Raw genomic sequence first — 22,521 nt, forward strand, 5'->3', positions numbered from 1 at the left:
TGAATTTTAAAATTTGTAAATAATCCTGAAGCTTTATTCATCAATCAAGATCTCTAGCAGTTGAATGGCCGCTTCACTAATCTTTGTTCCGGGGCCAAAAACGGCTACGGCACCTGCGTCAAATAGGAACTGGTAGTCCTGTGACGGGATCACCCCGCCCACAATTACCATTATATCTTCCCTGCCGTGTTTTTTGAGTTCCTCAATCACCTGTGGCACCAGTGTTTTGTGCCCTGCAGCCAGAGAAGAAACTCCCAAAATGTGCACGTCGTTTTCCACGGCTTGCTTTGCAGCTTCTGCCGGGGTTTGGAAAAGTGGCCCTATATCCACGTCAAAACCAACATCGGCATAACCTGTAGATACTACTTTGGCACCACGGTCATGCCCGTCCTGTCCCATTTTTGCCACCATGATCCTGGGGCGACGGCCTTCCTGTTCAGCAAACCTGTCGGCCATTTCTCTCGCCTTTTTAAAGGAAGCATCGTCTTTGATCTCTTTTGAATACACTCCGCTAAATGATTTTATCTGTGCTTTGTACCTGCCGTAAACTTCTTCCAAAGCATCGCTTATCTCCCCAAGGCTTGCGCGCTTACGGGCGGCATCTACAGCCAGCGCCAGGAGGTTTTCCTGCCCCGATCTTGCTGCTTCGGTGAGTTTTTGAAGCGCCTGTTTTACTGCTTCATTGTTCCTGTCGGCTTTCAGCTGATTAAGCCGCTCAATTTGCTGCCTTCTCACCGACTGGTTATCTACCTCCAGGGTCACGATGGGGTCTTCTTTTTCCCTGCGGTATTTGTTTACCCCTACAATTATATCCTGGCCGCTGTCAATCCTTGCCTGCTTAATGGCTGCGGCTTCTTCTATTCTTAGCTTTGGAATTCCGGCCTCGATGGCTTTGGTCATACCGCCCAGCTCTTCCACTTCCTGGATAAGCTCCCAGGCCTTATGGGCGATCTTGTCTGTGAGTTCTTCCACATAATAACTACCAGCCCATGGGTCTACAGTCCGCGTGATCTGGGTTTCCTGCTGCAGGTGCAGCTGGGTGTTCCTGGCAATCCTGGCAGAGAAATCTGTGGGCAGGGCGATAGCCTCATCAAGGGCATTGGTGTGTAAACTCTGGGTGCCCCCAAAAGCAGCAGCGGCAGCTTCTATAGAAGTACGTGCCACGTTGTTGAAAGGATCCTGCTCGGTCAAACTCCAGCCGCTGGTCTGGCTATGCGTTCTAAGCGCGAGGGATTTTTCGTTTTTCGGGTTGAACTGTTTCACCAGTTTTGCCCACAGCATCCTGGCTGCACGCATTTTGGCGATTTCAGTAAAATGATCTAAACCTATGGCCCAGAAGAAGGACAGGCGCGGTGCAAAACTGTCGATGTTCATCCCGGCTTCGAGGCCTTTTCGGATGTATTCTAGTCCGTCGGCTAAAGTGTAGGCCAGTTCGATCTCACTGGTGGCACCTGCTTCCTGCATGTGGTACCCCGAGATACTAATGCTGTTAAAGCGGGGCATATTTTTGGAGGTGTACTCAAAAATATCAGAAATGATCTTCATCGAAGGAGTGGGAGGATAGATGTAGGTGTTTCGCACCATAAACTCCTTTAAAATGTCATTTTGAATGGTTCCTGAAAGCAGTGCAGGTTTTACGCCCTGTTCCTCGGCAGCCACGATGTAGAACGCGAGTATGGGCAGTACCGCCCCATTCATGGTCATGGAAACCGACATCTGGTCTAGCGGGATCTGGTCAAAGAGCACCTTCATGTCTTCTACCGAGTCTATGGCCACCCCTGCTTTCCCAACGTCTCCCACCACTCTTTCGTGGTCACTGTCGTACCCGCGGTGGGTGGGAAGGTCAAAGGCTACCGAAAGCCCTTTTTGTCCCGCAGCGAGGTTGCGGCGGTAAAAGGCGTTACTTTCCTCGGCGGTTGAGAAGCCGGCGTACTGGCGAATGGTCCAGGGCCGCATCACGTACATGGTGCTGTAAGGCCCGCGCAGGTAAGGCGGAATTCCCGCAGCAAAATCGAGATGTTCAAGGCCCGCAACATCCTTTGCAGCATAAACTTTTTTAGCTTCGGCCCCTGCTTTTGGGTTCCCTGGATTTTCGGGTGCCACAGCGACCTGTGCTGCGGTCTCAGGTTCCAAAAGTGTCATATTTTGAAGTGATTTTCTTTTCATGGTTTTAGCTTTCGGTTAATACTCCCTGCTCTTTTTCAAGCCTTTCCTGTTCAAGCTTCTCGCTTAGGCGCACCGGGAAAAGGGGTTCTAAAATGCTATTTTCAGAAGAAGTTTTTGCAAAAGGATCTAATTCCAGTTCCTGTGACATGAGGTCCTGTGAATTCTCATATTTATTGGTGCCAATAAGAATGAGTTTACCCTGGTGAAAAAGCTCCTGTTCCTTTTGCGCGCTTTCTTTGATTCTTTTCTGAAGCTCCCCTTTCAGCAAAAGTTCAAGAAAGCCGCCTTCTTCTTCAATTTGCTTGAAGATATCGAGCGCTTTATTGGCAAACTGACGGGTGAGGTGTTCAATGTAATATGCGCCATCGGCCGGGTTGGACACTTTATCGAAATAAGCCTCGTGTTTCATCACAAGAAGCTGGTTGCGGGCTATGCGCCTGCCAAAGGCACTGTCTTTATGGAAAAGTGTATCGTAGGGCAGGTTGTTCACGGCATCGGCCCCTCCCAGTACTGCGCTCATACACTGGGTGGTAGAACGAAGCAGGTTCACGTTGTAATCATACAGGGTCTTGTCCCGGCGCGAAGGTTGGGCGAGGATAAAACAGGTTTGGGGCAGCCCGTATTCTTTTGCCAAAGAGGCGTATAGCAGGCGCAGCGCCCTTATTTTTGCTATTTCAAAGAAGTAGTTGCTGCCTGCTGCGAGAATGAACTGTGGCCTAAATTTACCCGTATTTTCCCCTTTTTGACCCTCCAGGTTGAGGTACTCGTTCACCTGTGCCAGGCTAAAGGCAAGTTGCTGCGGAATGCTCGCACCGGCGTTTTGATAAAGGTCGCCGTTCACACTTATTACAGAAGCAAATTCTGAAGCAGTTTCTGTAACAGATTTTAAGATATTAAAATCTCTTTTTTGGTCAAAAAACCAGTTTCCTGTAGCCGCAAGATTGCCTAAAATGTCAATTTGCAGGTATACTTCAGAATTCCTGTCCTTAAAATAAGACTTCAGCCTTTCTACATATTCCCGGGAGAGGAAGGAGAGGCTTAAGTAGATTTGCAAATTTTCTAAATTGATTCCCTCAAAAAGTACATTTGGTGTTACGCTTTCCGAAGAAATATGGAGCCAGAGGCTTTCTGCACCTTTTTGAAGAGCTTTTGCGGCCTGTACATTGCCCTCGCCGGCCGTGGTCACGCTTATCTTCTCACAGATGCGCCAGGGAAGTGGCGGCGGTAGCTGCATGTGGTCTTTTACATCTGCGGAAGTATAAAAGGGCTGTACTGCGATCCCGTCTTGAGATCTAAAAACTAATTTCTCATCGTAACTGGCACCTTTTAGGTCCTGTTCGATTTGATCTTTCCATTGTTCTGCTGAAACTTGTGGAAATTCCTGAAATAATGATTCCTTCATTGTTATCGTTTTAATGAAAGTAATTGCATCGCTGCATGAGAGATTACGGGACTGTCTCGCAATCTATTCGGTAAATATCCCCTAGGGACCTTCTTAAAAAATCTGTTTTTATTGAATTTCTGTTGAAACTTAAGGCGTCCAGCAGCTGCTTTCGGAAATTGAGTAACTTCAAAAGTTGGTCCCGGCTAAAATTCGTAGTAGCCCAAAACTGATCTCTGCTGAAATGGAACAAGATGTTCACGACCTAAATCTTAAATGAATGATTTGTTCCGGCTGATTTTAATTCGGTTTCGAAAAATAGTGGCAGAGAAGAATGCGATCTCTTGCTGAAGTTTTTTCTTAAAGAACAAAAATCCTGTGTTTGAGGAGACGTTTTTTATCTCCCTGCACCGGCCAAAATCTTCACAGTAAATTTAATTATAACTTTTGGTAAAAAGGATTAAAATTAGGATGATTTTAATCATTCTTTAAGAAAAAAAATCGCCCGACCTTTAGGCTTTGATTTTAAATTCGGACCCTTTGGTAAGCCTTGCTATCACTACAACGTTTGCGTTAAATTATAAAAAATTGACGGGATTTTCTAGGGTCTAAAAGTTAAAGTTTCGTTACCTTTATAGGGCATTTTTAAAGTATCAAAATGATACGCATTTTAAGTCATATTTTCCACTGGTTTAAGTTGTGCTTTTCTTACCAACAATTGAGAATTGCCCTTCCCCCCATTTTGCCATGGAACCAGGATGACGATTTACATTTATCTCTTCCCCAAGAAGGGTTAAGTATTATTTATAGGTAAAAAAATCAGAAATCGCAGGAGTGCGATTTTTTTTTGCTCCAAACTGAAGTGAAACTAAAACTATATAAACCATGAAACCAACGCATATAGAACATATAGGTATTGCTGTTGAAAGCCTTGAGGAGGCCATCCCCTTTTACGAAAAGACCTTTGGGTTGAAATGTTACTCTGTAGAAGAAGTTAAAGACCAGAAGGTGAAAACGGCATTTTTCAAAGTAGGCCAAACCAAGATCGAATTGCTTGAATCTACAGCTCCCCAGGGGCCTATAGGAAAGTTCATAGAGAAGAAAGGCCAGGGGGTGCACCACATTGCTTTTGCGGTAAATGACCTTCAGCAGCAGTTAGATGAACTGGAGACAAAAGAAGTAAAGCTTATAGATAAAACTCCCCGAAAAGGCGCAGAGGGCTTAAATATTGCCTTTTTACACCCAAAATCAACATTTGGTGTGTTGACAGAACTCTGTGAAGAACCTCAACAGTAATTTAAATATTAGATAAATGTCAAGTCAGGATAAAGTAAACGAATTGATCCAGAAACGGGAGATTGCCCGTATGGGTGGTGGTCAAAAACGTATAGACGCCCAACACGAAAAAGGAAAACTTACGGCACGAGAACGTCTGGAAATCCTTTTAGATGAGGGCAGTTTTGAAGAATTCGACATGTTTGTCACCCACAGGTGTACCAATTTTGGAATGGAAGGCAATAAAGTGCTTGGGGATGGCGTGGTAACAGGCCACGGCACCATAGACGGCCGGGTGGTGTATGTCTTTTCCCAGGATTTTACTGTTTTTGGCGGCTCACTTTCTGAAACCTTTGCCCAAAAGATATGTAAGGTCATGGATATGGCCATGAAAGCCGGTGCGCCTGTTATTGGGATCAACGACAGTGGTGGTGCCCGTATACAGGAAGGAGTGACTTCGCTCGCAGGATATGCCGAGATCTTTGAACGCAACATCCTTGCCTCCGGATTAATTCCTCAAATATCTGCCATTTTTGGGCCCTGTGCCGGGGGAGCCGTGTATTCACCGGCCCTTACAGATTTTGTGATGATGACCGAAGAGAACAGCTATATGTTCGTTACCGGTCCTAAAGTGGTCAAAACAGTGACCGGCGAGGATATTTCGGTTCAGAACCTTGGTGGTGCCAATATACACGCATCAAAATCGGGGGTTTCCCATTTCAAGGTTTCTTCCGAAGAAAATGGACTGCTGCTCATAAGAAAGCTGCTCTCTTACCTTCCGCAGAATAACCTGGAAGAAGCTCCTATTCAAAATAACACCGATCCTATAGACAGACGGGACGATTTTCTTAACAGTATTATCCCCGATAACCCCAACCAGCCTTACGACATGCAGGAGGTGATCTACAGTGTAGTTGATGAAGGTGAGTTTCTCGAGGTGCACAGAAATTACGCGAAGAACATTATTGTTGGATTTGGAAGAATGGATGGCCAGTCTGTAGGTATTGTAGCCAACCAGCCCAATTTCCTTGCCGGGGTGCTAGACAGTGATGCATCGAGAAAGGCCGCCAGGTTTGTGCGTTTCTGCGATTCTTTTAACATTCCAATCCTTACCCTGGTAGACGTCCCCGGATTTTTACCCGGCAGCGGGCAGGAGTATGCCGGTATCATTATTCACGGGGCAAAACTCATGTTTGCCTATGGAGAAGCCACCGTTCCCAAAATCACAATAACCCTTAGAAAATCTTATGGCGGGGCGCATGATGTGATGAGTTGTAAACAGCTTAGGGGCGATCTTAACTACGCCTGGCCATCGGCCGAGATTGCGGTTATGGGAGCTTCGGGTGCCATAGAGGTGCTTGAAGGAAGGGCAATGAACGAGATCAAAGACCCTGAAGAAAGGGCAAAATTCAAAGCTCAGAAAGAACAGGAATATCAGGAGAAATTTGCGAATCCATATCAGGCGGCTGCTTATGGATATATAGATGACGTTATTGAACCCCGAAATACCCGTTTCAGGATCATTAGAGGCCTTCAAACGTTGCAGACGAAGAAAGTTACCAACCCGCCGAAGAAACACAGTAATATCCCCCTATAAATAAATAACTATGGAACATGCTTCAACAGTGGCTACAGACTGGTCACAAATATGGATCATCACAGGGGTAGGGTATGTGGTTGTGTTTTTTGCCCTTCTCCTGCTCATGTTCGTGTTCAAGAAAATGCCGCAAATCCTCAATCTCGGCATCAGTAAGAAGATCAAAGAGGTGCGGGAAAAGAACCGCTCCAAAGAGAATGGAGCTGCAGGAGAAGAGGAAGAACACTACCTCTCGGGAGAGATTAGTGCTGCCATAGCAACGGCACTGCATCTATACTTCAAGGAGCAGCACGATGAAGAGAGCGGCATCATAACAATAAAACGAGTTGCCCGTACCTATTCTCCATGGAGTTCCAAGATCTACGGAGTAAACAATAACCCACGGTAAAGAATACACAAAATGAAGAAATTCGATTTTACAATAAACGGAAATAAATATTCGGTAGATATCAAAGAATTTGAAGATGAACAAGCCACCGTTCACGTCAATGGAACCGAATACGTGGTGGAAGTACACCAGGAAAAGAAACGCGTTAAGACCCCAAAACTGGTGCGCGAGAATGTAGTGCGGCAACCCGGCGAAGGGCGTATAGAGAAAAAAGTCTCTCCCGGAGGCTTCCCTGTAGAAGCACCCCTGCCCGGCAGTATCTTTAAGATGAAGGTGAAGGTGGGAGACGCTGTTGCCAAAGGAGATTCCCTGCTTATCCTGGAAGCCATGAAGATGGAAAATGATGTGCTTGCCGACCAGGCCGGAGTTATCAAAGAAATAAAAGTTAAGGAAGGAGACGCCGTCTTACAGAATGATCTACTCATGGTTATAGGATAGAGCTTTCTAAGCAAATCTTTCCCCAATTTAAAAACAAGATTGTGAAAAAATTATTGACTGTTATAGTTGTACTGGGCATTCTTTACCTCATCCCGACACTTTTGGGTACGGAATTAATGGCCCAGGATTTAGTTCCTGTTATCCCCGAGGAAGGAGGGGGCCTGGCTGAAGGGCTTCTCCATTTCTGGGAATATACCGGTTTTGCGAATGCGAGCCTGGGTAATTTTATAATGATAGCCGTAGGGCTGTTCTTTATTTTCCTGGCAATACGCTTTCACTATGAGCCCCTCCTGCTAATCCCCATTGGCACAGGGATACTTTTAGGGAACATTCCTTTCCCCGCAGGGGCAGGGGTTGGGATCTATGAATCCGGCTCTGTGCTTAACTATTTGTACTTCGGGGTTACCCAGGGGATTTACCCACCATTGATCTTCCTTGGAATTGGGGCAATGACCGATTTTTCATCGCTTATCTCCAACCCACGGCTTATGTTGCTGGGAGCCGCTGCTCAAATTGGGGTTTTTGGAACCTTTATTGGTGCCGTTGCCCTGGGCTTTGAGATACACGAAGCCGGTGCGATTTCAATCATTGGCGGGGCCGATGGCCCTACGGCTATTTTCGCTTCGGCTAAAATGGCACCTCAACTAATTGGGAGTATCGCCATAGCCGCCTACTCTTATATGGCCCTGGTGCCGGTTATTCAGCCTCCTATCATGAAGCTGTTAATCAGCAAAAAGGAAAGGCTTATCAGGATGAAACCGCCTCGTGCTGTCTCTAAAACTGAAAAAATCCTTTTCCCCATTATTGGATTGTTGCTCACCACTTTTATTTCTCCGTCAGCTATTCCGCTTTTAGGGATGCTCTTCTTCGGAAACTTACTCAAAGAAAGTGGCGTAACCGATCGTCTTGCCGATACCGCCAGGACAAAGATGATAGATATTGTGACCATACTGTTGGGAGTGACCGTGGGAGCTTCAACCCAGGCCAGCGTTTTTCTAACCGGAAGCTCAATTAAGATCTTCGCCCTGGGGGCAGTCTCCTTTATCATTGCTACTGCTGGCGGACTTCTTTTTGCCAAAGTAATGAACCTGTTCCTCAGCGAAAAGAACAGGATCAACCCCCTCATAGGTGCGGCCGGCGTTTCGGCGGTGCCTGATAGTGCCCGTGTAGTTCAACAGGAAGGGATCAAAAGCGATCCGTCAAACCACTTGCTCATGCATGCCATGGCCCCCAATGTGAGTGGTGTGATTGGGTCGGCTGTTGCCGCTGGTATTATGATCAGTTTCTTAATGTAGAAACTATTGGTAGTTGATTGAAAGGGCTTCGAGATACATGGAGCCCTTTCTTTTGCTGCCGCCTTTCTTCCCCCGGCTTAGGGTTCCTTTTGTTCTAAGAACCTGGTCTTAAAAACCATTCCCAGCCTTATCCGGTCGTAATGTGCGCGCCTAAAATGGTTTTTTAGGTATCCCACTTCTATTTTGAAATCTTTGAGCAAGCTATATCCCAAACCGGCGTGAATACGGTTTTGATTGAAATATGGCTCTTTCAGGTTTATAAAGACTTCATTAAAAGCCGTAAAATATAAACTTTTGTACAAAGCCCGGTCAAATTTAAGGCGGTAACGCAGGCGATGGCTAAGATCGTACTCGGGCTGCTGGCGCGTCCAGGTTGACTCCAGCCGAAAACGATGAGCAATATAAGGGCTCAAAAATGGCGTTTTTAAGGTCGCTTCTTCCCATAGCCTGTGCTGCAGGGTAAAACTATCTTCGGAAAAGGCTTCGGAATAGGTATAATCGTAGCCCACAGAAGCCGAAAAATCCTTTGAAAAGGCATAGGCGACCCCGCTGCGCAGCATAATAAACTGAAATTTACCAAACATCTCGTAATGCTGAAGTAGTGCCACAGTGGGAATGCTCCATTTTTCAGAAATGTGATGTTGGCCAATAATTTCTGTTCAGGTTCCTAAAAGATCCTCTTTGTTTTGGGCCGAAAGTGAAAAAGTGTAAAGAAAGGAGAGAAGAAAAAAAGCCTTTTTTGGCATGGTAATAACTCTTAAATAGGGAACATAAAAATACGCTATTTTTAGACCTTAACAGTGGTATACTGTTCTAAATTATACTAAGAGAAAGGAATTTTGAAGGGGTGAAAAGTGCTGAAAATAAAAAAGGTGGAAAGATCCACCTTTTTTGCCCCAAATCTACCATGAACTTAACCTACTTATGTTATGGCTTTGTAAAAGTAGATATTAATCTTTGTTCCTGACAGCTTTTTAGATGAAGTACATGAATTTTAGTTAAACTGCACAAAGCTCCTGTTGGCTAGCAGAAAAAGATTATTTAATATGCCCTTTCTGTACTTCCTTCATAGAAATTGATAAAGGCCCGGTTCACTACCCGGTTCCCTCCAAAGGTGGGGTAATTTCCTGTAAAATACCAGTCTCCCAGGTTTTGAGGACAGGCCTTATGCAGGTTTTCTACAGATTGGAAGATGATCTTTACTTCGGCTTTTATGGTGTCGTCACTTAGCAACTGGGCAATTTTATCGGAGATCTGTTCATCTGTAAAAGGAGCGTAGACCTCTTTTACGAAGTTTTGTACTTCCCTGTCGTCAAGTTCTACCTGTTGCTTGCATTTTTCGTAGACTTCATCTACGATATGGTACTGGTTTGTTTCCCTGAGCAGCTCTAAGGCAGCCTGAAAGGCCACCAGGTTCTCCAGTCTTGCCATGTCTATCCCGTAACAGTCGGGGTAGCGTATTTGCGGGGCCGAAGAGACCACCACGATTTTCTTGGGTTTGGTGCGGTCCAGCATCTTCAGGATACTTTTCTTCAAAGTAGTACCGCGAACAATACTGTCATCAATGATCACCAGGTTGTCTTCAGGTTTTACCACGCCGTAAGTGACGTCATACACGTGCGCCACCAGGTCGTCACGGCTGCTGTCTTCAGTAATGAAAGTGCGCAGTTTGGCATCTTTAATGGCGATCTTTTCAGTTCTTAGCCTGTGGGCAAGGATCTCCTGCAGGCGGGCATCGGTCAAAGACTCTTTTTCGGCAAGAATGGTGTCGTTCTTTTGTTTGTTGAGCTCATCCTGTGCGGCTTCTACCATGCCGTAGAAGGAAGTTTCAGCCGTATTCGGAATAAAGGAGAAAACGGTATTTACAGTATCGTGGTCAATTGCCTTGAGAACTTCGGGCATAAGCAGTTTTCCAAGCATTTTTCGCTCCCGGTAGATTTCAGAATCACTTCCGCGGGAAAAATAGATACGTTCAAAAGAGCATGCTTTTCTCTCTAGAGGTTCCAGGATTTGCTTGATCTTTACGTTTCCGTTCTTTTTGGTGATGATGGCGTGTCCCGGGGGCAGTTCTTTGACGTTTTCAAAATCTACGTTGAATACAGTTTGTATCACGGGTCTTTCCGAAGCAACCACAACCACCTCGTCATCACAATAATAGTAGCAGGGCCTTATTCCTGCCGGATCCCTTAACACAAAGGAATCGCCGTGCCCTAAAAGGCCGGCCATGGCATAGCCGCCATCCCAGTTCTTAGCCGATTTTTTAAGGATCTTTCCAATCTTTAACTGCTCGGCAATTAGCGGAGAGGCTTCTACTTTGGAATAGCCTTCGGTTTTAAGTTTTTTGTAGAGTTTTCTTACTTCATCATCCAGGAAGTGGCCAATTTTCTCCATTACCGTAACGGTATCGGCCTTTTCTTTTGGGTGTTGGCCCAGTTCTACAAGATTATTGAAGAGCTGGTGCACATTGGTCATGTTGAAATTTCCGGCAACAATGAGGTTTCGGTGCATCCAGTTGTTTTGGCGCAAGAACGGGTGAACACTCTCCACGCTGTTCTTTCCAAAAGTGCCATATCTCACGTGGCCCAAAAACAGCTCTCCCAGGTACGGGATGTGCTTTTTTTGAAGGGCAACATCTTCGGCGTATTCTGGATGCTGCTTTATTTCGTCATTGATACGGGCGTTAATTTGAGCAAAAATATCCTGAATAGGCTGTGCGGCATTAGACCTTATGCGGCTTATATAGCGGTCGCCCGGCTGGGTGTTGAGCTTGATGCTGGCAAAACCGGCACCATCCTGCCCGCGGTTGTGCTGCTTTTCCATCATGAGGTACATTTTGTTTACCCCGTAAAATGCCGTTCCGTACTTCTCTTTGTAGTACTCTAACGGCTTTAGCAGTCGCAATTGGGCAATCCCGCATTCGTGTTTTAAAGCATCACTCATATCTTGTAGTTGTTTGGCCCGGATTTAGTCATAAAAAAAGCCCTGAAATTACAGGGCACAATATTAAGTAAGTTTGATTTGGAATTGTGTTAAGGCTTTAAACTCTTCCAGGCGTTGATGCACTTCTTCTTTGGTGAGGTTCTGCATCCTTTCGGTCCCGAATTTCTCCACGCAGAAAGAGGCGAGATTAGAGCCGTAGATCACCGCATTTTTCATGTTCTTGAAAGAGATGTCTCCTGTATGCGCAAGGTAGCCTGTAAACCCGCCGGCAAAAGTGTCTCCTGCCCCGGTAGGGTCAAAAACTTCTTCTAACGGTAGGGCGGGTGCGAAAAAGATCTGCTCGTTGTGGAACAGTAAAGCCCCGTGTTCCCCTTTTTTAATCACTACATATTTAGGCCCCATTTTGGCGATCTTACGTGCGGCTTTCACCAAAGAATACTCGTCTGTAAGCTGCCTTGCTTCTTCGTCATTAATAGTAAGGGCATCTACTTTATCAATCACCTTCATAAGGTCATCCCAGGTATTGTCCATCCAGAAGTTCATGGTGTCTAACACCACCAGCTTAGGTCTTTCAATTTGTTCAAGCACACTTAGCTGCACCAGTGGGTGAAGGTTTCCCAGCATTACCACATCGGGGGATTTAAAATCTTCGGGCACCACCGGCTGAAAATCGGCAAGAACATTCAATTGGGTGTCCAGAGTATCACGCGAATTGAGGTCGTTGTGGTACTTACCGCTCCAAAAAAAGGTTTTTCCGCCTTTGATTATTTCGGTTCCGCTAAGGTTAATATTCCTGTTTTTAAGCAAGTCTAAATATTCCTGCGGAAAATCTTCTCCCACCACAGAAACTATAGCGCTTTTAATATCAAATTGTGCTGCAGAGAGGCCAATATATGTGGCCGCACCACCAAGAATTTTATCTGTTTTACCAAAAGGGGTCTCGATAGCATCAAAGGCAACCGTGCCCACTATTAATAACTTATTCATAGTGTTCTTTAAAAATGAGGTGCAAATATACGGTTTTGTTTTTCAAGGCCTGATAGTCAAAAAAGGCTTTTTGAATCTCCTTCAAATCCTGTGTCTACCAAAAGGCGTTTCTCTTTGGAAGCTGCTACGGCCAGGCTGTCGCAGCGCTCGTTTTGAGGGTGCTCGTTGTGGCCTTTAATCCACTGGAATTTAACCTTGTGCTTGCGGTATTCTTTTAAGAACTCTATCCACAGGTCTACGTTCTTGCGGTCTTTAAAGCCCTTTTTTTCCCAGTTGAAAACCCAGCCTTTTTCCACGGCATCGGCCACGTATTTGGAATCGGTGAAAACAAGCACGCGGGTATCGGGGTTTTTCAGTTTTTTGAGGGCTTCTATCACCGCCAGTAACTCCATCCGGTTATTGGTGGTGTGTTTGTAGCCTTTTGAGAACTCCTTGCGGTAGGGCTTTCCTACCCATTCCATCACTATTCCGTACCCGCCGGGCCCCGGGTTTCCCCTGGCCGCCCCATCGGTATATATGTGAACACTGGCATCATTCATTTGGCAGCGGGAATAAAAGATTTTCTATCACCTTCGGAAAATGTTCCTGTTCCAGTTCATGGATCTTTTCAGCAATATCCTGAACAGAATCTTCGGGTTTAATAGCAGTGGTGGCCTGAAAGATCATTTTGCCCTCGTCGTAATGTTCATTGACGTAATGAATGCTTATCCCGGTTTCTACTTCCTTCTTTTCGTGTATGGCTTTGTGAACATGCATTCCATACATTCCTTTTCCGCCGTATTTTGGGAGGAGTGCGGGGTGAATGTTAATTACCTTATTGGGAAATTGCTTCAGGATATTAGTGGGGAAAATCCAGAGAAAACCTGCAAGCACAATAAGGTTGGGGTTCATGTCTTTTAATAAACGCAGCACTTCATTAGACTGGTAGATGGCCTCCCGGTCAAAATGCAGGGCTTTTACGCCCAGGCGGTGCGCTCTTTCCAGCACTTTGGCCCTTCGGTTATTGGAGAAAACGGCAATAACTTCCGCAGTATTTTTCTGCTGAAAATAGGTTATAATGTTCTCGGCATTTGATCCATTACCCGAAGCAAAGATCACTATTTTCTTTTTTCTGAATTTTTCTTGTGTTTGCAAGCCTGGGGTCTTAACAATTATTGGCAGGTAAAAATACTGGCTTTAGGCGGAAATTATGTAATTTACATTCACATTTTTAAAGTAAAAACAGGTTTTAAAATAAAGTTTTTTATTTTTGCCACTTAAATTAAAAATTAAAAACACAAGTTATGTCAGACATTGCATCAAGAGTAAAAGCGATTATCGTTGACAAGTTAGGAGTTGACGAGAATGAAGTAGTAAACGAAGCTAGCTTCACCAACGACTTGGGCGCTGATTCATTAGACACTGTAGAGTTGATCATGGAATTTGAGAAGGAATTTGATATCCAGATTCCAGACGACCAGGCAGAGAACATTGCTACTGTGGGTCAGGCAATCTCTTATATTGAAGACGCAAAAAAATAAAAAACTAACATATCCTTATGGAGTTGAAGCGAGTTGTAGTAACTGGATTAGGTGCCCTTACCCCAATTGGAAATAATATTGAAGAATATTGGGAAGCCCTGGTAAACGGTAAAAGTGGGTCTGCACCCATTACCTATTTTGATACCGAGAAATTCAAAACTAAATTCGCTTGCGAGATCAAAAACTTCAAGGTTGAAGACTATTTTGATCGAAAGGAAGCCAGGAAACTCGACAAGTTCGCCCAGTATGCGCTGGTAGCTTCAGATGAAGCTATTAAAGATTCTGGGCTGGACCTTGATACCATCGATAAGCTTCGTGTAGGAGTGATTTGGGGTGCCGGGATTGGAGGTCTTGAAACTTTTCAGGATGAAGTTCTGGCTTTTGGCAAGGGAGACGGAACCCCAAGATTCAATCCTTTCTTTATTCCAAAGATGATCGCCGATATTGCTCCTGGAAATATTTCCATTAAGCACGGCTTCATGGGCCCCAACTATACCACGGTTTCAGCATGTGCATCTGCAGCAAACGCATTAATTGATGCCCTCAATACTATTAGGCTTGGCAATAGTGACATTATTGTCACCGGGGGTAGTGAAGCAGCGGTTGCTCCTGCCGGAATGGGTGGATTTAATGCCATGCATGCCCTTTCTACAAGGAATGAGAGCCCCGAAACTGCTTCAAGGCCTTTTGATGCAACACGCGACGGTTTTGTTCTGGGTGAAGGTGCGGGTGCGCTTGTTCTCGAAGAATATGAACATGCAAAGGCAAGAGGGGCAAAGATTTATGCAGAAGTACTGGGTGGCGGGTTATCTTCGGATGCTCACCATATGACTGCCCCACATCCCGAAGGAATTGGAGTCGTGGCGGTAATGGAGAACTGCCTTAGAAATGCCCGGCTTAAACCCGAAGATGTAGATCACATCAATACTCACGGAACATCTACCCCTTTGGGAGATGTGGCCGAACTTAAGGCTATTAAGAAGGTGTTTGGAGAACATGCCAAAGATATCAACATCAACTCCACAAAATCCATGACAGGCCACCTGCTGGGTGCCGCGGGAGCTGTAGAAGCAATTGCCTCTATTCTCGCCATGAAACACGGAGTTGTGCCGCCTACCATCAATCACGAAGTTCAGGATGAGAACATTGATCCCGAATTAAATCTTACCCTTAATAAGGCGCAGAAGAGAGATGTGAGAGTGGCTATGAGCAATACCTTTGGTTTTGGAGGTCATAATGCCTGCGTTTTGTTCAAAAAACTGGACGAGTAAATTCTTCCATGAGTGTAATAAGAAACATATTAAATTCCCGCTCCTCCAGAGGCGGGAATTTTTTTGTGGAATTAACAAAGATAATGGGGTTCAAACCCCGCAATATTGCACACTACAAAAAAGCATTCACCCACCGCTCTTTAAACCAGAAAGATGCAGAGGGCAACGCCATTAACTTTGAAAGGATGGAATTTCTTGGAGATGCTATGCTAAGTGCCGTTATAGCTTCGCACCTGTTCAATGAAGTGCCAAGTGGTAACGAAGGCTACCTCACAAAAATGCGCTCCAAGATTGTAAGCCGTAAGCACCTGAATGAACTTGGGAAAGATCTCGAGTTGATCAAATATATTCAGACTAATATTCCCATAGAGCAGTTTGGCACCAACATCCATGGAAACCTTTTTGAAGCCCTTGTAGGTGCCATTTACCTTGATAGGGGCTACAGGTATACCAAAAAATTTATCTATGAAAGGGTGATTGAGCCTTATGTAGATATCGAGCAACTGGAAGGCACGGTTATAAGTTATAAGGGTCTTTTAATAGAATGGTGCCAAAAGGAGAAGAAAGAGTTTAGCTTTGAAGTCTATGAAGATACAGGAAAAGACGAGCTAAAACATTTTGCTGTAAAATTAAGGATTGAGAACAGGGTTGTGGCTAAAGCCAGGGCGACCTCAAAGAAGAAAGCCGAAGAAAAAGCATCCAAAAGGGCATATTACGCCCTGCAGAGCAAAATAGACCACCCTTAAAAATATAGCAGAAACTATAACGTTTTCGTAAGATATTCTGAAAATATACCCCAAAAAATTACTTTTCTGCGATGCAATAATTATCTTTAACCTTTGATGTAAAATCATATGCCGGCGCATAAACTGGTTTTAAATGACGTTTTTGAACAGCCCTACAAGCTACTTGCGGTACATTCTTCGGTAGAAGAGTACAAGCTGGCTTACCTGTTAAACAAACATTTAGGCCTTAAATTAGCCAGAACGCCAAAGGATATTGATCTTCATAAAGGAAATGAGAGCAACTATTTTGCGCATTTTATCTATGAAGATCTACGGCAATATTGTACTTATCACCTGGTAAGTAACGTTGCCAGGCGGGAAGGAAGAACGGGTTCTAATAAGGACTCTCTTTTTTTTGCGGATGAACTGGCTGTCCAAAAATCAATTCTTTTACCAGAATTTAAGCAGGTAGATTTTTTGCTGAAGATCGAGGATGAACTGGATGCGGTATCTTTAAAGATGCTCAACGCATTGATCCTCGAGATCCCACAGGTTTCTACGGCGTATGCCGTTGATTTTCATCACATAAAAACTAAAGAAAATTTAATTTTTGACTAATGCCGAATACGAAAAAGACTAAAATTGTGGCCACCCTAGGGCCAGCAACGAGTTCGAAAGACGTTTTGAGAGATATGATGCATGCAGGTGTAAACGTGTTTAGGATCAATTTTTCTCACGCCGATTATGAAGATGTAAAACAACGCATAAAGCTTATAAGGGAACTAAATGAAGAAAATGGCTTTACCGCAGCCATACTTGGTGACCTGCAGGGACCCAAATTAAGGGTAGGGAAGATGAAGGAAGAAGTGGTGGTAACCAAAGGAGATGAAATCACCTTTGTCACCGGTGAAGAATTTGAAGGCACAGCTTCAAGGGTTTACATGAACTACAACGAATTCCCTCAGGATGTAAAAGCCGGAGAGCGAATTCTTCTTGATGATGGTAAACTTATCTTTGAAGTGGTGTCTACCAACCAAAAAGATGAGGTTCTTGCAAAAGTGATACAGGGAGGCCCATTGAGGTCTAAAAAAGGAGTTAACCTTCCTAATACAAAGATTTCCCTTCCGGCCCTTACCGAAAAAGATATTCAGGATGCCATTTTTGCCGTTGAGCAGGGTGTAGACTGGATTGCTCTTTCTTTTGTGAGAAACAGCGATGACCTTATTCAACTTCAGAATTTAATAAAAGAACATACAGATCACAAGATCCCAATCATTGCCAAGATCGAAAAGCCTGAAGGTGTTGATAATATCGACAAGATCGTGGCTTATTGCGACGGACTAATGGTAGCGCGGGGTGACCTGGGAGTGGAAATTCCTGCACAGGAAGTTCCGCTTATTCAGAAGCAACTGGTGCTAAAGGCTAAAAAAGCCCGCATTCCGGTTATAATTGCTACCCAAATGATGGAAACCATGATCACCAGCCTTACCCCAACAAGGGCCGAGGTGAACGACGTGGCGAACTCTGTAATGGATGGGGCCGATGCCGTGATGTTAAGTGGAGAAACTTCAGTAGGTAATTACCCGGTGCAGGTGATTGAAAAAATGAGCCAAATTATTATGAGCGTTGAGAATTCACCGCTTATTAAGGTACCTCATGAGCCACCACACGTGCGTACCAAGAGATACATTACCAAATCTATCTGTTACCACGCTGCCCATATGGCCAATGAGATCAAAGCTAAAGCTATTTGTACTTTGACCAATAGTGGTTATACAGCTTTCCAGATCTCGGCCTGGAGACCAGAATCTAATATTCTTGTGTTCACTTCTAATAAAAGGATCCTTAATCAATTAAGCCTTTTATGGGGGGTACGTGCGTTTTACTACGATAAAATGGTAAGTACAGACGAGACTATTGATGATATCAACAGGATTGCTTCAGAAAATAAATTTGTTGAAAAGGGTGATTTCACCATCAACCTCGCAGCCATGCCTATTACCAGTAAAGGAATGGTGAATACATTGAGAATTTCAGAAATTGAATAATATTTAGTATTGAATACTTAGTATTGAGTACTGAGAATTAATTTTAAAAAGCCATAGATCGCAAAGATCTGTGGCTTTTTTCTTTATGGAATCTTCTCTCCACTTCCCACTCCTTCAAAAATCAAACTTTAGCTGTACTGCAATTTCCTTCTTCTCCTCTTTTTCTTCCGCTTTATCGGTATTGAGGTTAGACAGGGAAATTCCCAGCAGGCGCACGCTTTCCCTCATTTTTTCCTGGTACAACAGCTCTTTTGCGGCTTCCAGGATCAATTCTTTTGAAGAGATGTAGTAAGACAGCGTTTTACTGCGGGTTTGCAGCGTAAAATCGCTGTATTTTATCTTTAGGGTGATCGTTTTTCCAGCAACCTTACTCCGGGTAAGGCGCCGCTCAATTTCTTCGGAAATATTCTCCAGCCGCTCCAGCATAAATACTTCTGAAGATATATTCTCTTCAAAAGTGCGCTCTGCACCCAAAGATTTCCTTATTCGTGAAGGTTTTACTTCACTATTGTGAATTCCCCGCACCACCTGATAATAATATTCCCCGCTCTTTCCGAAGTGGTCATTGAGAAAATCAAGAGGTTTGGTTTTGAGGTCTTTTCCGGTAAAGATGCCCAGCCTGTACATCTTTTCGGCAGTTACCTTGCCTACCCCGTAGAACTTCCTTATTTCAAGGTCTTCCAGGAAAGCCTCCACCTCTTCGGGGTTTACGGTCTTTTGTCCGTTAGGTTTGTTGACGTCACTGGCTACCTTGGCAATGAATTTATTGATCGATATCCCTGCGGAAGCATTTAAACCAGTCTTCTCCTTTATCTTCTGCCGAATTTCTTTGGCGATCATAGTGGCACTGGGATTGCCTTTTTTATTCTGGGACACGTCAAGGTAAGCCTCATCAAGTGACAAGGGTTCTACAAGATCTGTATACTCAAAGAAAATATTCCTTATGCGCTGTGAAAGTTCCTTGTAGCGTTCAAATCTTGGCTTTACAAAGATGAGCTCGGGGCAATTGCGCTTTGCCAGCACACTACTCATGGCACTTTTCACGCCAAACTTGCGGGCTTCATAACTTGCTGCCGCTACAACGCCGCGCTGCGAACTACCGCCCACTGCAATAGGTTTACCGCGCAGTTCAGGGTTGTCTAACTGTTCTACCGAGGCATAGAACGCATCCATGTCTACGTGAATAATCTTCCGCTGTATGATCTCCTCCATCGCTGTAAAATTAGTGAATCTTCAGCTTCAAGTTTTGAAATGGCGCTACTTCCGAAGAAAAAATAAGTCTCAAAAATGCCATTTTTGACTCCCTTTGATTTGAGACAGAAATCTGCTACCTTCATAAAAAAAGAAAGAACTATGAAAACTGCTATTATATTGGGAGCCACAGGCCTTACCGGTGGAGAGTTGCTCGAAAGGCTGCTTAAGGATAAGCGCTATGAAAAGATCAAACTTTTCTCCCGCTCTACCGCAGGTGTCAAAAATGACAAAATTGAAGAACATTTAATTGATCTGTTCGAACTGGAAAAACACTCAGACGATTTTGTGGCCGATGAAGTCTACTGCTGTATTGGCACCACCCAGGCGAAAACAACCGATGAGGATACTTACCACAAAATTGACTACGGAATTCCCGTAAATGCCGCAAAACTGGCCAAAAATAACGGAATTTCGAGGTTTTTGGTGATCTCAGCCCTGGGAGCCGATGAAGAAAGCCGCTTTTTCTACAACCGTACAAAAGGAGAAATGGAACGCGACGTAAAGGCGCAGGGCATTGCCGAAACTTACATTTTTGAACCTTCCCTTATCGCCGGGAAGCGCGATGAAAAACGCCCTTTTGAAGCCGCCTGGCAAAAGGCGATGAGTGTGGGCAACCACCTGCTTATTGGGCCGCTTAAAAAGTACAGGAGTATTACTGCCGAAAAGATCGCCGATGCCATGATCTACGTGGCCAACAATAAATATTCGGCTACCTGTATAAAATCTTCGGAAATTAGGGAAATTGCCGATAGTTATCGTTAACCATTACACATGCAGGAAATAGAACGCAAATTTCTCATTTTAGAGACGCCCGATTTTAAAGATAAAGCCCGAAACAAGACCAGAATCGTGCAGGGCTATCTCAACTCGGCACCCGAAAGAACCGTGAGGGTGCGCATAAAGGCTGAAAAAGGTTTTTTGACCATTAAGGGAAAAAGCAGTAGCGACGGGCTCACACGTTTTGAATGGGAAAAGGAAATTCCCCTTTTTGAAGCCGAAGAACTGCTGAAGCTTTGTGAGCCGGGTGTCATTGAAAAATTCAGGTATGAGGTTGAAGTAGGGGAGCACATTTTTGAAGTCGACGAGTTTATAGGTCTTAATGAAGGCCTGCTAATGGCTGAAGTGGAGCTTCAACATGAAAATGAAGAATTTTTAAAGCCGGCATGGCTGGGTAAAGAAGTGACAGGAGAAAAGCGTTACTACAATTCTTACCTCAGTAAATTTCCTTTTAAGGATTGGCAAATATCAAGACCATGAAAAAATTGATCTTTTTAGGGGGTGCATTTTTGTTGATCGCATCATGCAACCAGGGCCGTGACACCAGGGGAATTCCCGGGCCCGAAGAGGTGGAGGCAAGAATTCCAGATACCATCAGGGATTCTGAACAGGAAGCAGCAGCACTTCAGGAGCAGGGGTATCAAACTTTTTTATATGGAGAAGGGGAAAAGCAGCATCTCATGCAGCAGTACTTTATAGTGTTTCTGAAAAGAGGAGAAAATAGAAACCAGGATTCTCTTACAGCTGCGAAGCTTCAGCAAGAGCACCTGGCGCATCTTGAGCGAATGGCTTCAGAAGGATATCTCAGCATGGCAGGTCCTTTTGGGGACGACGGTGATATTAGAGGAATAGCAGTTTATAATACCCCAAACTTCGAAATGGCCGACAGCCTGGCGAGGCTTGATCCCATGGTTGCGGCTGGAAGGTTAGCCATCGAAGTCTATCCATGGTGGGCAGCAAAAGGCAGTGCGCTAAAATAGGAACTGCAGCAAAAAAAGCAGCCCCGCCAAAAGGCAGGGCCACTCCAACAACTAAAAATCCAATCATGAAACCATTATTGCCAGCCGCCTCCCAGCGCCTGGTATAAGTCTACTATTGAACTCAGTTCATCATATCTTATGTTAACAAGCTCCAACTGTGAATTAAGAGTATTTTCTCTTGCAGTCAATACTTCCAGGTAGTTTACCAAACCATTGTTCAGCAGTTCTTCCGAATAGGAAGTCGCCAGTTCGTAAGCTTCAAATTCATCCTGTTTAATGTCGAGCTTCTTATCGGCTGCCGCATAGTTATAAAGGGCGTCCGATACTTCTCTTGAAGCGTCCAGGATCGCTCTTCTAAACTCCAAATATGCAATCTCCTGTTGTGCCTGTGCCACTTCGTACTGGGTTCTTATTTGCCTTCTGTTAAAGATGGGCTGTGTAAGAGAACCAACAAAGCTGGCAAAAAGAGAATTGGTGTCGATTAGATCGGCCAGGTCAAGACTCTGGAATCCGCCGTTGGCAGTAAGGCGCAGGGCAGGATAGAAATTGCTTTTAGCAACGTTCTTCAGCTGAAAAGCGTTCATCAGGTTGTATTCGGCTGCAATCACGTCGGGACGATTTCTCAACAACTGCACCGGCACACCAATTTGCAGGCGGGTATTCAACTCCTGAGCACCTAACGCTGTTCTTTCTACAGGATGCGGGGCTTCGCCCAGCAGGATAGAAAAAGTGTTTTCCAACAGCCTTATTTGATTCTGAAGATCTATAACTACAGCCTGGGCACGGTAAAGCTGTGCTTCGGTTTGCTTTACGCCTACTTCGGTAACATTCCCTGCTTCTTTAAGGGCTTTGATAGTCTCAAGGCTATTCATCCTGTTAGCAACAGTTTCCTGCGTTACTTCAAGCTGCTCGTCTAGCGCCAGGAGCTGGTAATAAAGATTCGCAATATTAGCTACCAATCTTGTTTTTACCGCCTGGTGTGCTGCTACTGTTTGCAGGTAGGCCGCTCTTTGTGCCCTTTCATTGCTTCTTATCCTTCCCCATATATCGGCTTCCCAGGACAGGTTGGCGGTAGCATCATATTGAGTAATACCACCATCAAAGAAGCTTCCAAACTGGCTGTTTTGTGCTAATTCCTGATGGGTTACCTGCGCAGAAACTCCCAGTGTTGGCAAATATGCTGCTTTTGCCTGCTTGAGATAGGCGCCTGCCGCTTCTATTTGCTGTAGGGCAATGCGAATGTCTATGTTATTCTCAAGAGCCCGGTCTATATGGTTTGTCAGTACAGGGTCTGTAAAGAGTTCTCTCCACGAGATCCTGGCCATAGACAAAGTATCTGTAGGCAGATTATCGGTTCTGTAAGCTTCGTTTTCAACTACTTCTTCGGGCCTGGAATATTCCTTAGCTACAAAACATGACTGAAGAGATAGCAGGACCGCGGGAATTAAAATGAACTTGTATATATTTAGTCTTCTCATT

22 protein-coding genes are annotated in these 22,521 nt (G+C 44.6%); 13 read left to right on the forward strand and 9 right to left on the reverse strand.

Annotated elements, in window-relative coordinates:
- Positions 1-33 precede the first annotated feature (33 nt).
- Together scpA and JRG66_RS07995 are read right to left on the reverse strand one after the other, a co-directional pair.
- The gene (scpA, locus tag JRG66_RS07990; protein ID WP_265162243.1) at positions 34-2,166 is read right to left on the reverse strand and encodes a methylmalonyl-CoA mutase; all 2,133 of its coding nucleotides are present in this window, start codon (positions 2,164-2,166) and stop codon (positions 34-36) included.
- Between the two features lie 4 nt (positions 2,167-2,170).
- Complete coding sequence (locus JRG66_RS07995; protein ID WP_265162244.1) at positions 2,171-3,568, reverse strand: methylmalonyl-CoA mutase subunit beta; 1,398 nt, start codon at positions 3,566-3,568, stop codon at positions 2,171-2,173.
- An 864-nt stretch (positions 3,569-4,432) separates the two neighbouring features.
- On the opposite strand from JRG66_RS07995, the gene mce reads away from it, so the two are divergent.
- The 5 genes from mce to JRG66_RS08020 are packed head-to-tail and all read left to right on the forward strand — an operon-like array spanning position 4,433 to position 8,540.
- Complete coding sequence (mce, locus tag JRG66_RS08000) at positions 4,433-4,843, forward strand: methylmalonyl-CoA epimerase (RefSeq protein WP_265162245.1); 411 nt, start codon at positions 4,433-4,435, stop codon at positions 4,841-4,843.
- A gap of 16 nt (positions 4,844-4,859) precedes the next feature.
- Complete coding sequence (locus JRG66_RS08005) at positions 4,860-6,419, forward strand: acyl-CoA carboxylase subunit beta (RefSeq protein ID WP_265162246.1); 1,560 nt, start codon at positions 4,860-4,862, stop codon at positions 6,417-6,419.
- 10 nt (positions 6,420-6,429) lie between these two features.
- Positions 6,430-6,807 carry an OadG family protein gene (locus JRG66_RS08010; RefSeq protein ID WP_265162247.1) on the forward strand — a complete coding sequence of 126 codons (378 nt, stop codon included), beginning with the start codon at positions 6,430-6,432 and terminating at the stop codon, positions 6,805-6,807.
- 12 nt (positions 6,808-6,819) lie between these two features.
- Entirely contained in the window at positions 6,820-7,245 is a 426-nt protein-coding gene (locus tag JRG66_RS08015) for a biotin/lipoyl-containing protein (RefSeq protein ID WP_265162248.1), read from the forward strand.
- Between the two features lie 41 nt (positions 7,246-7,286).
- Positions 7,287-8,540: a sodium ion-translocating decarboxylase subunit beta gene (locus JRG66_RS08020; RefSeq protein ID WP_265162249.1), complete on the forward strand. Its 1,254-nt coding sequence runs from the start codon at positions 7,287-7,289 to the stop codon at positions 8,538-8,540.
- Between the two features lie 77 nt (positions 8,541-8,617).
- Here JRG66_RS08020 and JRG66_RS08025 read toward each other — a convergent pair whose 3' ends face one another.
- The 5 genes from JRG66_RS08025 to purN form a co-directional block, all read right to left on the reverse strand.
- Entirely contained in the window at positions 8,618-9,193 is a 576-nt protein-coding gene (locus tag JRG66_RS08025) for a DUF2490 domain-containing protein (protein WP_307726321.1), read from the reverse strand.
- A gap of 388 nt (positions 9,194-9,581) precedes the next feature.
- Positions 9,582-11,480 (reverse strand): amidophosphoribosyltransferase, encoded by a 1,899-nt coding sequence (locus JRG66_RS08030; RefSeq protein WP_265162250.1) that lies wholly within the window; start codon positions 11,478-11,480, stop codon positions 9,582-9,584.
- Between the two features lie 63 nt (positions 11,481-11,543).
- Entirely contained in the window at positions 11,544-12,467 is a 924-nt protein-coding gene (locus JRG66_RS08035) for a PfkB family carbohydrate kinase (RefSeq protein ID WP_265162251.1), read from the reverse strand.
- 56 nt (positions 12,468-12,523) lie between these two features.
- Positions 12,524-13,006: a ribonuclease HI gene (rnhA, locus tag JRG66_RS08040; protein ID WP_265162252.1), complete on the reverse strand. Its 483-nt coding sequence runs from the start codon at positions 13,004-13,006 to the stop codon at positions 12,524-12,526.
- Positions 12,999-13,601 carry a phosphoribosylglycinamide formyltransferase gene (gene purN / locus JRG66_RS08045; RefSeq protein ID WP_265162253.1) on the reverse strand — a complete coding sequence of 201 codons (603 nt, stop codon included), beginning with the start codon at positions 13,599-13,601 and terminating at the stop codon, positions 12,999-13,001. The genes rnhA and purN overlap by 8 nt, the downstream gene beginning before the upstream one ends.
- 149 nt (positions 13,602-13,750) lie before the next feature.
- Between purN and JRG66_RS08050 the strand changes: the two genes are divergently transcribed.
- The 5 genes from JRG66_RS08050 (at position 13,751) to pyk (ending at position 18,031) form a co-directional block, all read left to right on the forward strand.
- Positions 13,751-13,987: an acyl carrier protein gene (locus JRG66_RS08050; RefSeq protein ID WP_013069791.1), complete on the forward strand. Its 237-nt coding sequence runs from the start codon at positions 13,751-13,753 to the stop codon at positions 13,985-13,987.
- Positions 13,988-14,004: 17 nt separating this feature from the next.
- Positions 14,005-15,258 (forward strand): beta-ketoacyl-ACP synthase II, encoded by a 1,254-nt coding sequence (gene fabF / locus JRG66_RS08055; RefSeq protein ID WP_265162255.1) that lies wholly within the window; start codon positions 14,005-14,007, stop codon positions 15,256-15,258.
- A gap of 8 nt (positions 15,259-15,266) precedes the next feature.
- A complete protein-coding gene (gene rnc / locus JRG66_RS08060; protein ID WP_265162256.1) occupies positions 15,267-16,004 on the forward strand; it encodes a ribonuclease III in 738 nt (245 codons plus the stop codon).
- A gap of 108 nt (positions 16,005-16,112) precedes the next feature.
- On the forward strand, positions 16,113-16,601 hold the full coding sequence (locus JRG66_RS08065; protein WP_265162257.1) for an IPExxxVDY family protein: 489 nt from the start codon (positions 16,113-16,115) through the stop codon (positions 16,599-16,601).
- Complete coding sequence (gene pyk / locus JRG66_RS08070) at positions 16,601-18,031, forward strand: pyruvate kinase (protein WP_265162258.1); 1,431 nt, start codon at positions 16,601-16,603, stop codon at positions 18,029-18,031. Before JRG66_RS08065 ends, pyk begins: the two co-directional genes overlap by 1 nt.
- Positions 18,032-18,145: 114 nt before the next feature.
- On the opposite strand, the gene dinB is transcribed toward pyk, so the two are convergent.
- Positions 18,146-19,243 carry a DNA polymerase IV gene (gene dinB, locus JRG66_RS08075; RefSeq protein WP_265162259.1) on the reverse strand — a complete coding sequence of 366 codons (1,098 nt, stop codon included), beginning with the start codon at positions 19,241-19,243 and terminating at the stop codon, positions 18,146-18,148.
- Positions 19,244-19,384: 141 nt separating this feature from the next.
- Between dinB and JRG66_RS08080 the strand changes: the two genes are divergently transcribed.
- The 3 genes from JRG66_RS08080 to JRG66_RS08090 are packed head-to-tail and all read left to right on the forward strand — an operon-like array spanning position 19,385 to position 21,042.
- The gene (locus JRG66_RS08080) at positions 19,385-20,047 is read left to right on the forward strand and encodes an NAD(P)H-binding protein (RefSeq protein WP_265162260.1); all 663 of its coding nucleotides are present in this window, start codon (positions 19,385-19,387) and stop codon (positions 20,045-20,047) included.
- Between the two features lie 9 nt (positions 20,048-20,056).
- The gene (locus JRG66_RS08085) at positions 20,057-20,542 is read left to right on the forward strand and encodes a CYTH domain-containing protein (protein ID WP_265162261.1); all 486 of its coding nucleotides are present in this window, start codon (positions 20,057-20,059) and stop codon (positions 20,540-20,542) included.
- Entirely contained in the window at positions 20,539-21,042 is a 504-nt protein-coding gene (locus JRG66_RS08090; RefSeq protein WP_265162262.1) for a YciI family protein, read from the forward strand. Before JRG66_RS08085 ends, JRG66_RS08090 begins: the two co-directional genes overlap by 4 nt.
- Positions 21,043-21,116: 74 nt before the next feature.
- Here the strand turns inward: JRG66_RS08090 and JRG66_RS08095 are convergent, their stop codons facing one another.
- Positions 21,117-22,520, reverse strand: a complete 1,404-nt coding sequence (locus JRG66_RS08095; protein ID WP_265162263.1) for an efflux transporter outer membrane subunit — start codon at positions 22,518-22,520, stop codon at positions 21,117-21,119.
- Between the last annotated feature and the right edge of the window lies 1 nt (position 22,521).

It is taken from the genome of Salinimicrobium tongyeongense, assembly GCF_026109735.1.
GTDB lineage: Bacteria > Bacteroidota > Bacteroidia > Flavobacteriales > Flavobacteriaceae > Salinimicrobium > Salinimicrobium tongyeongense.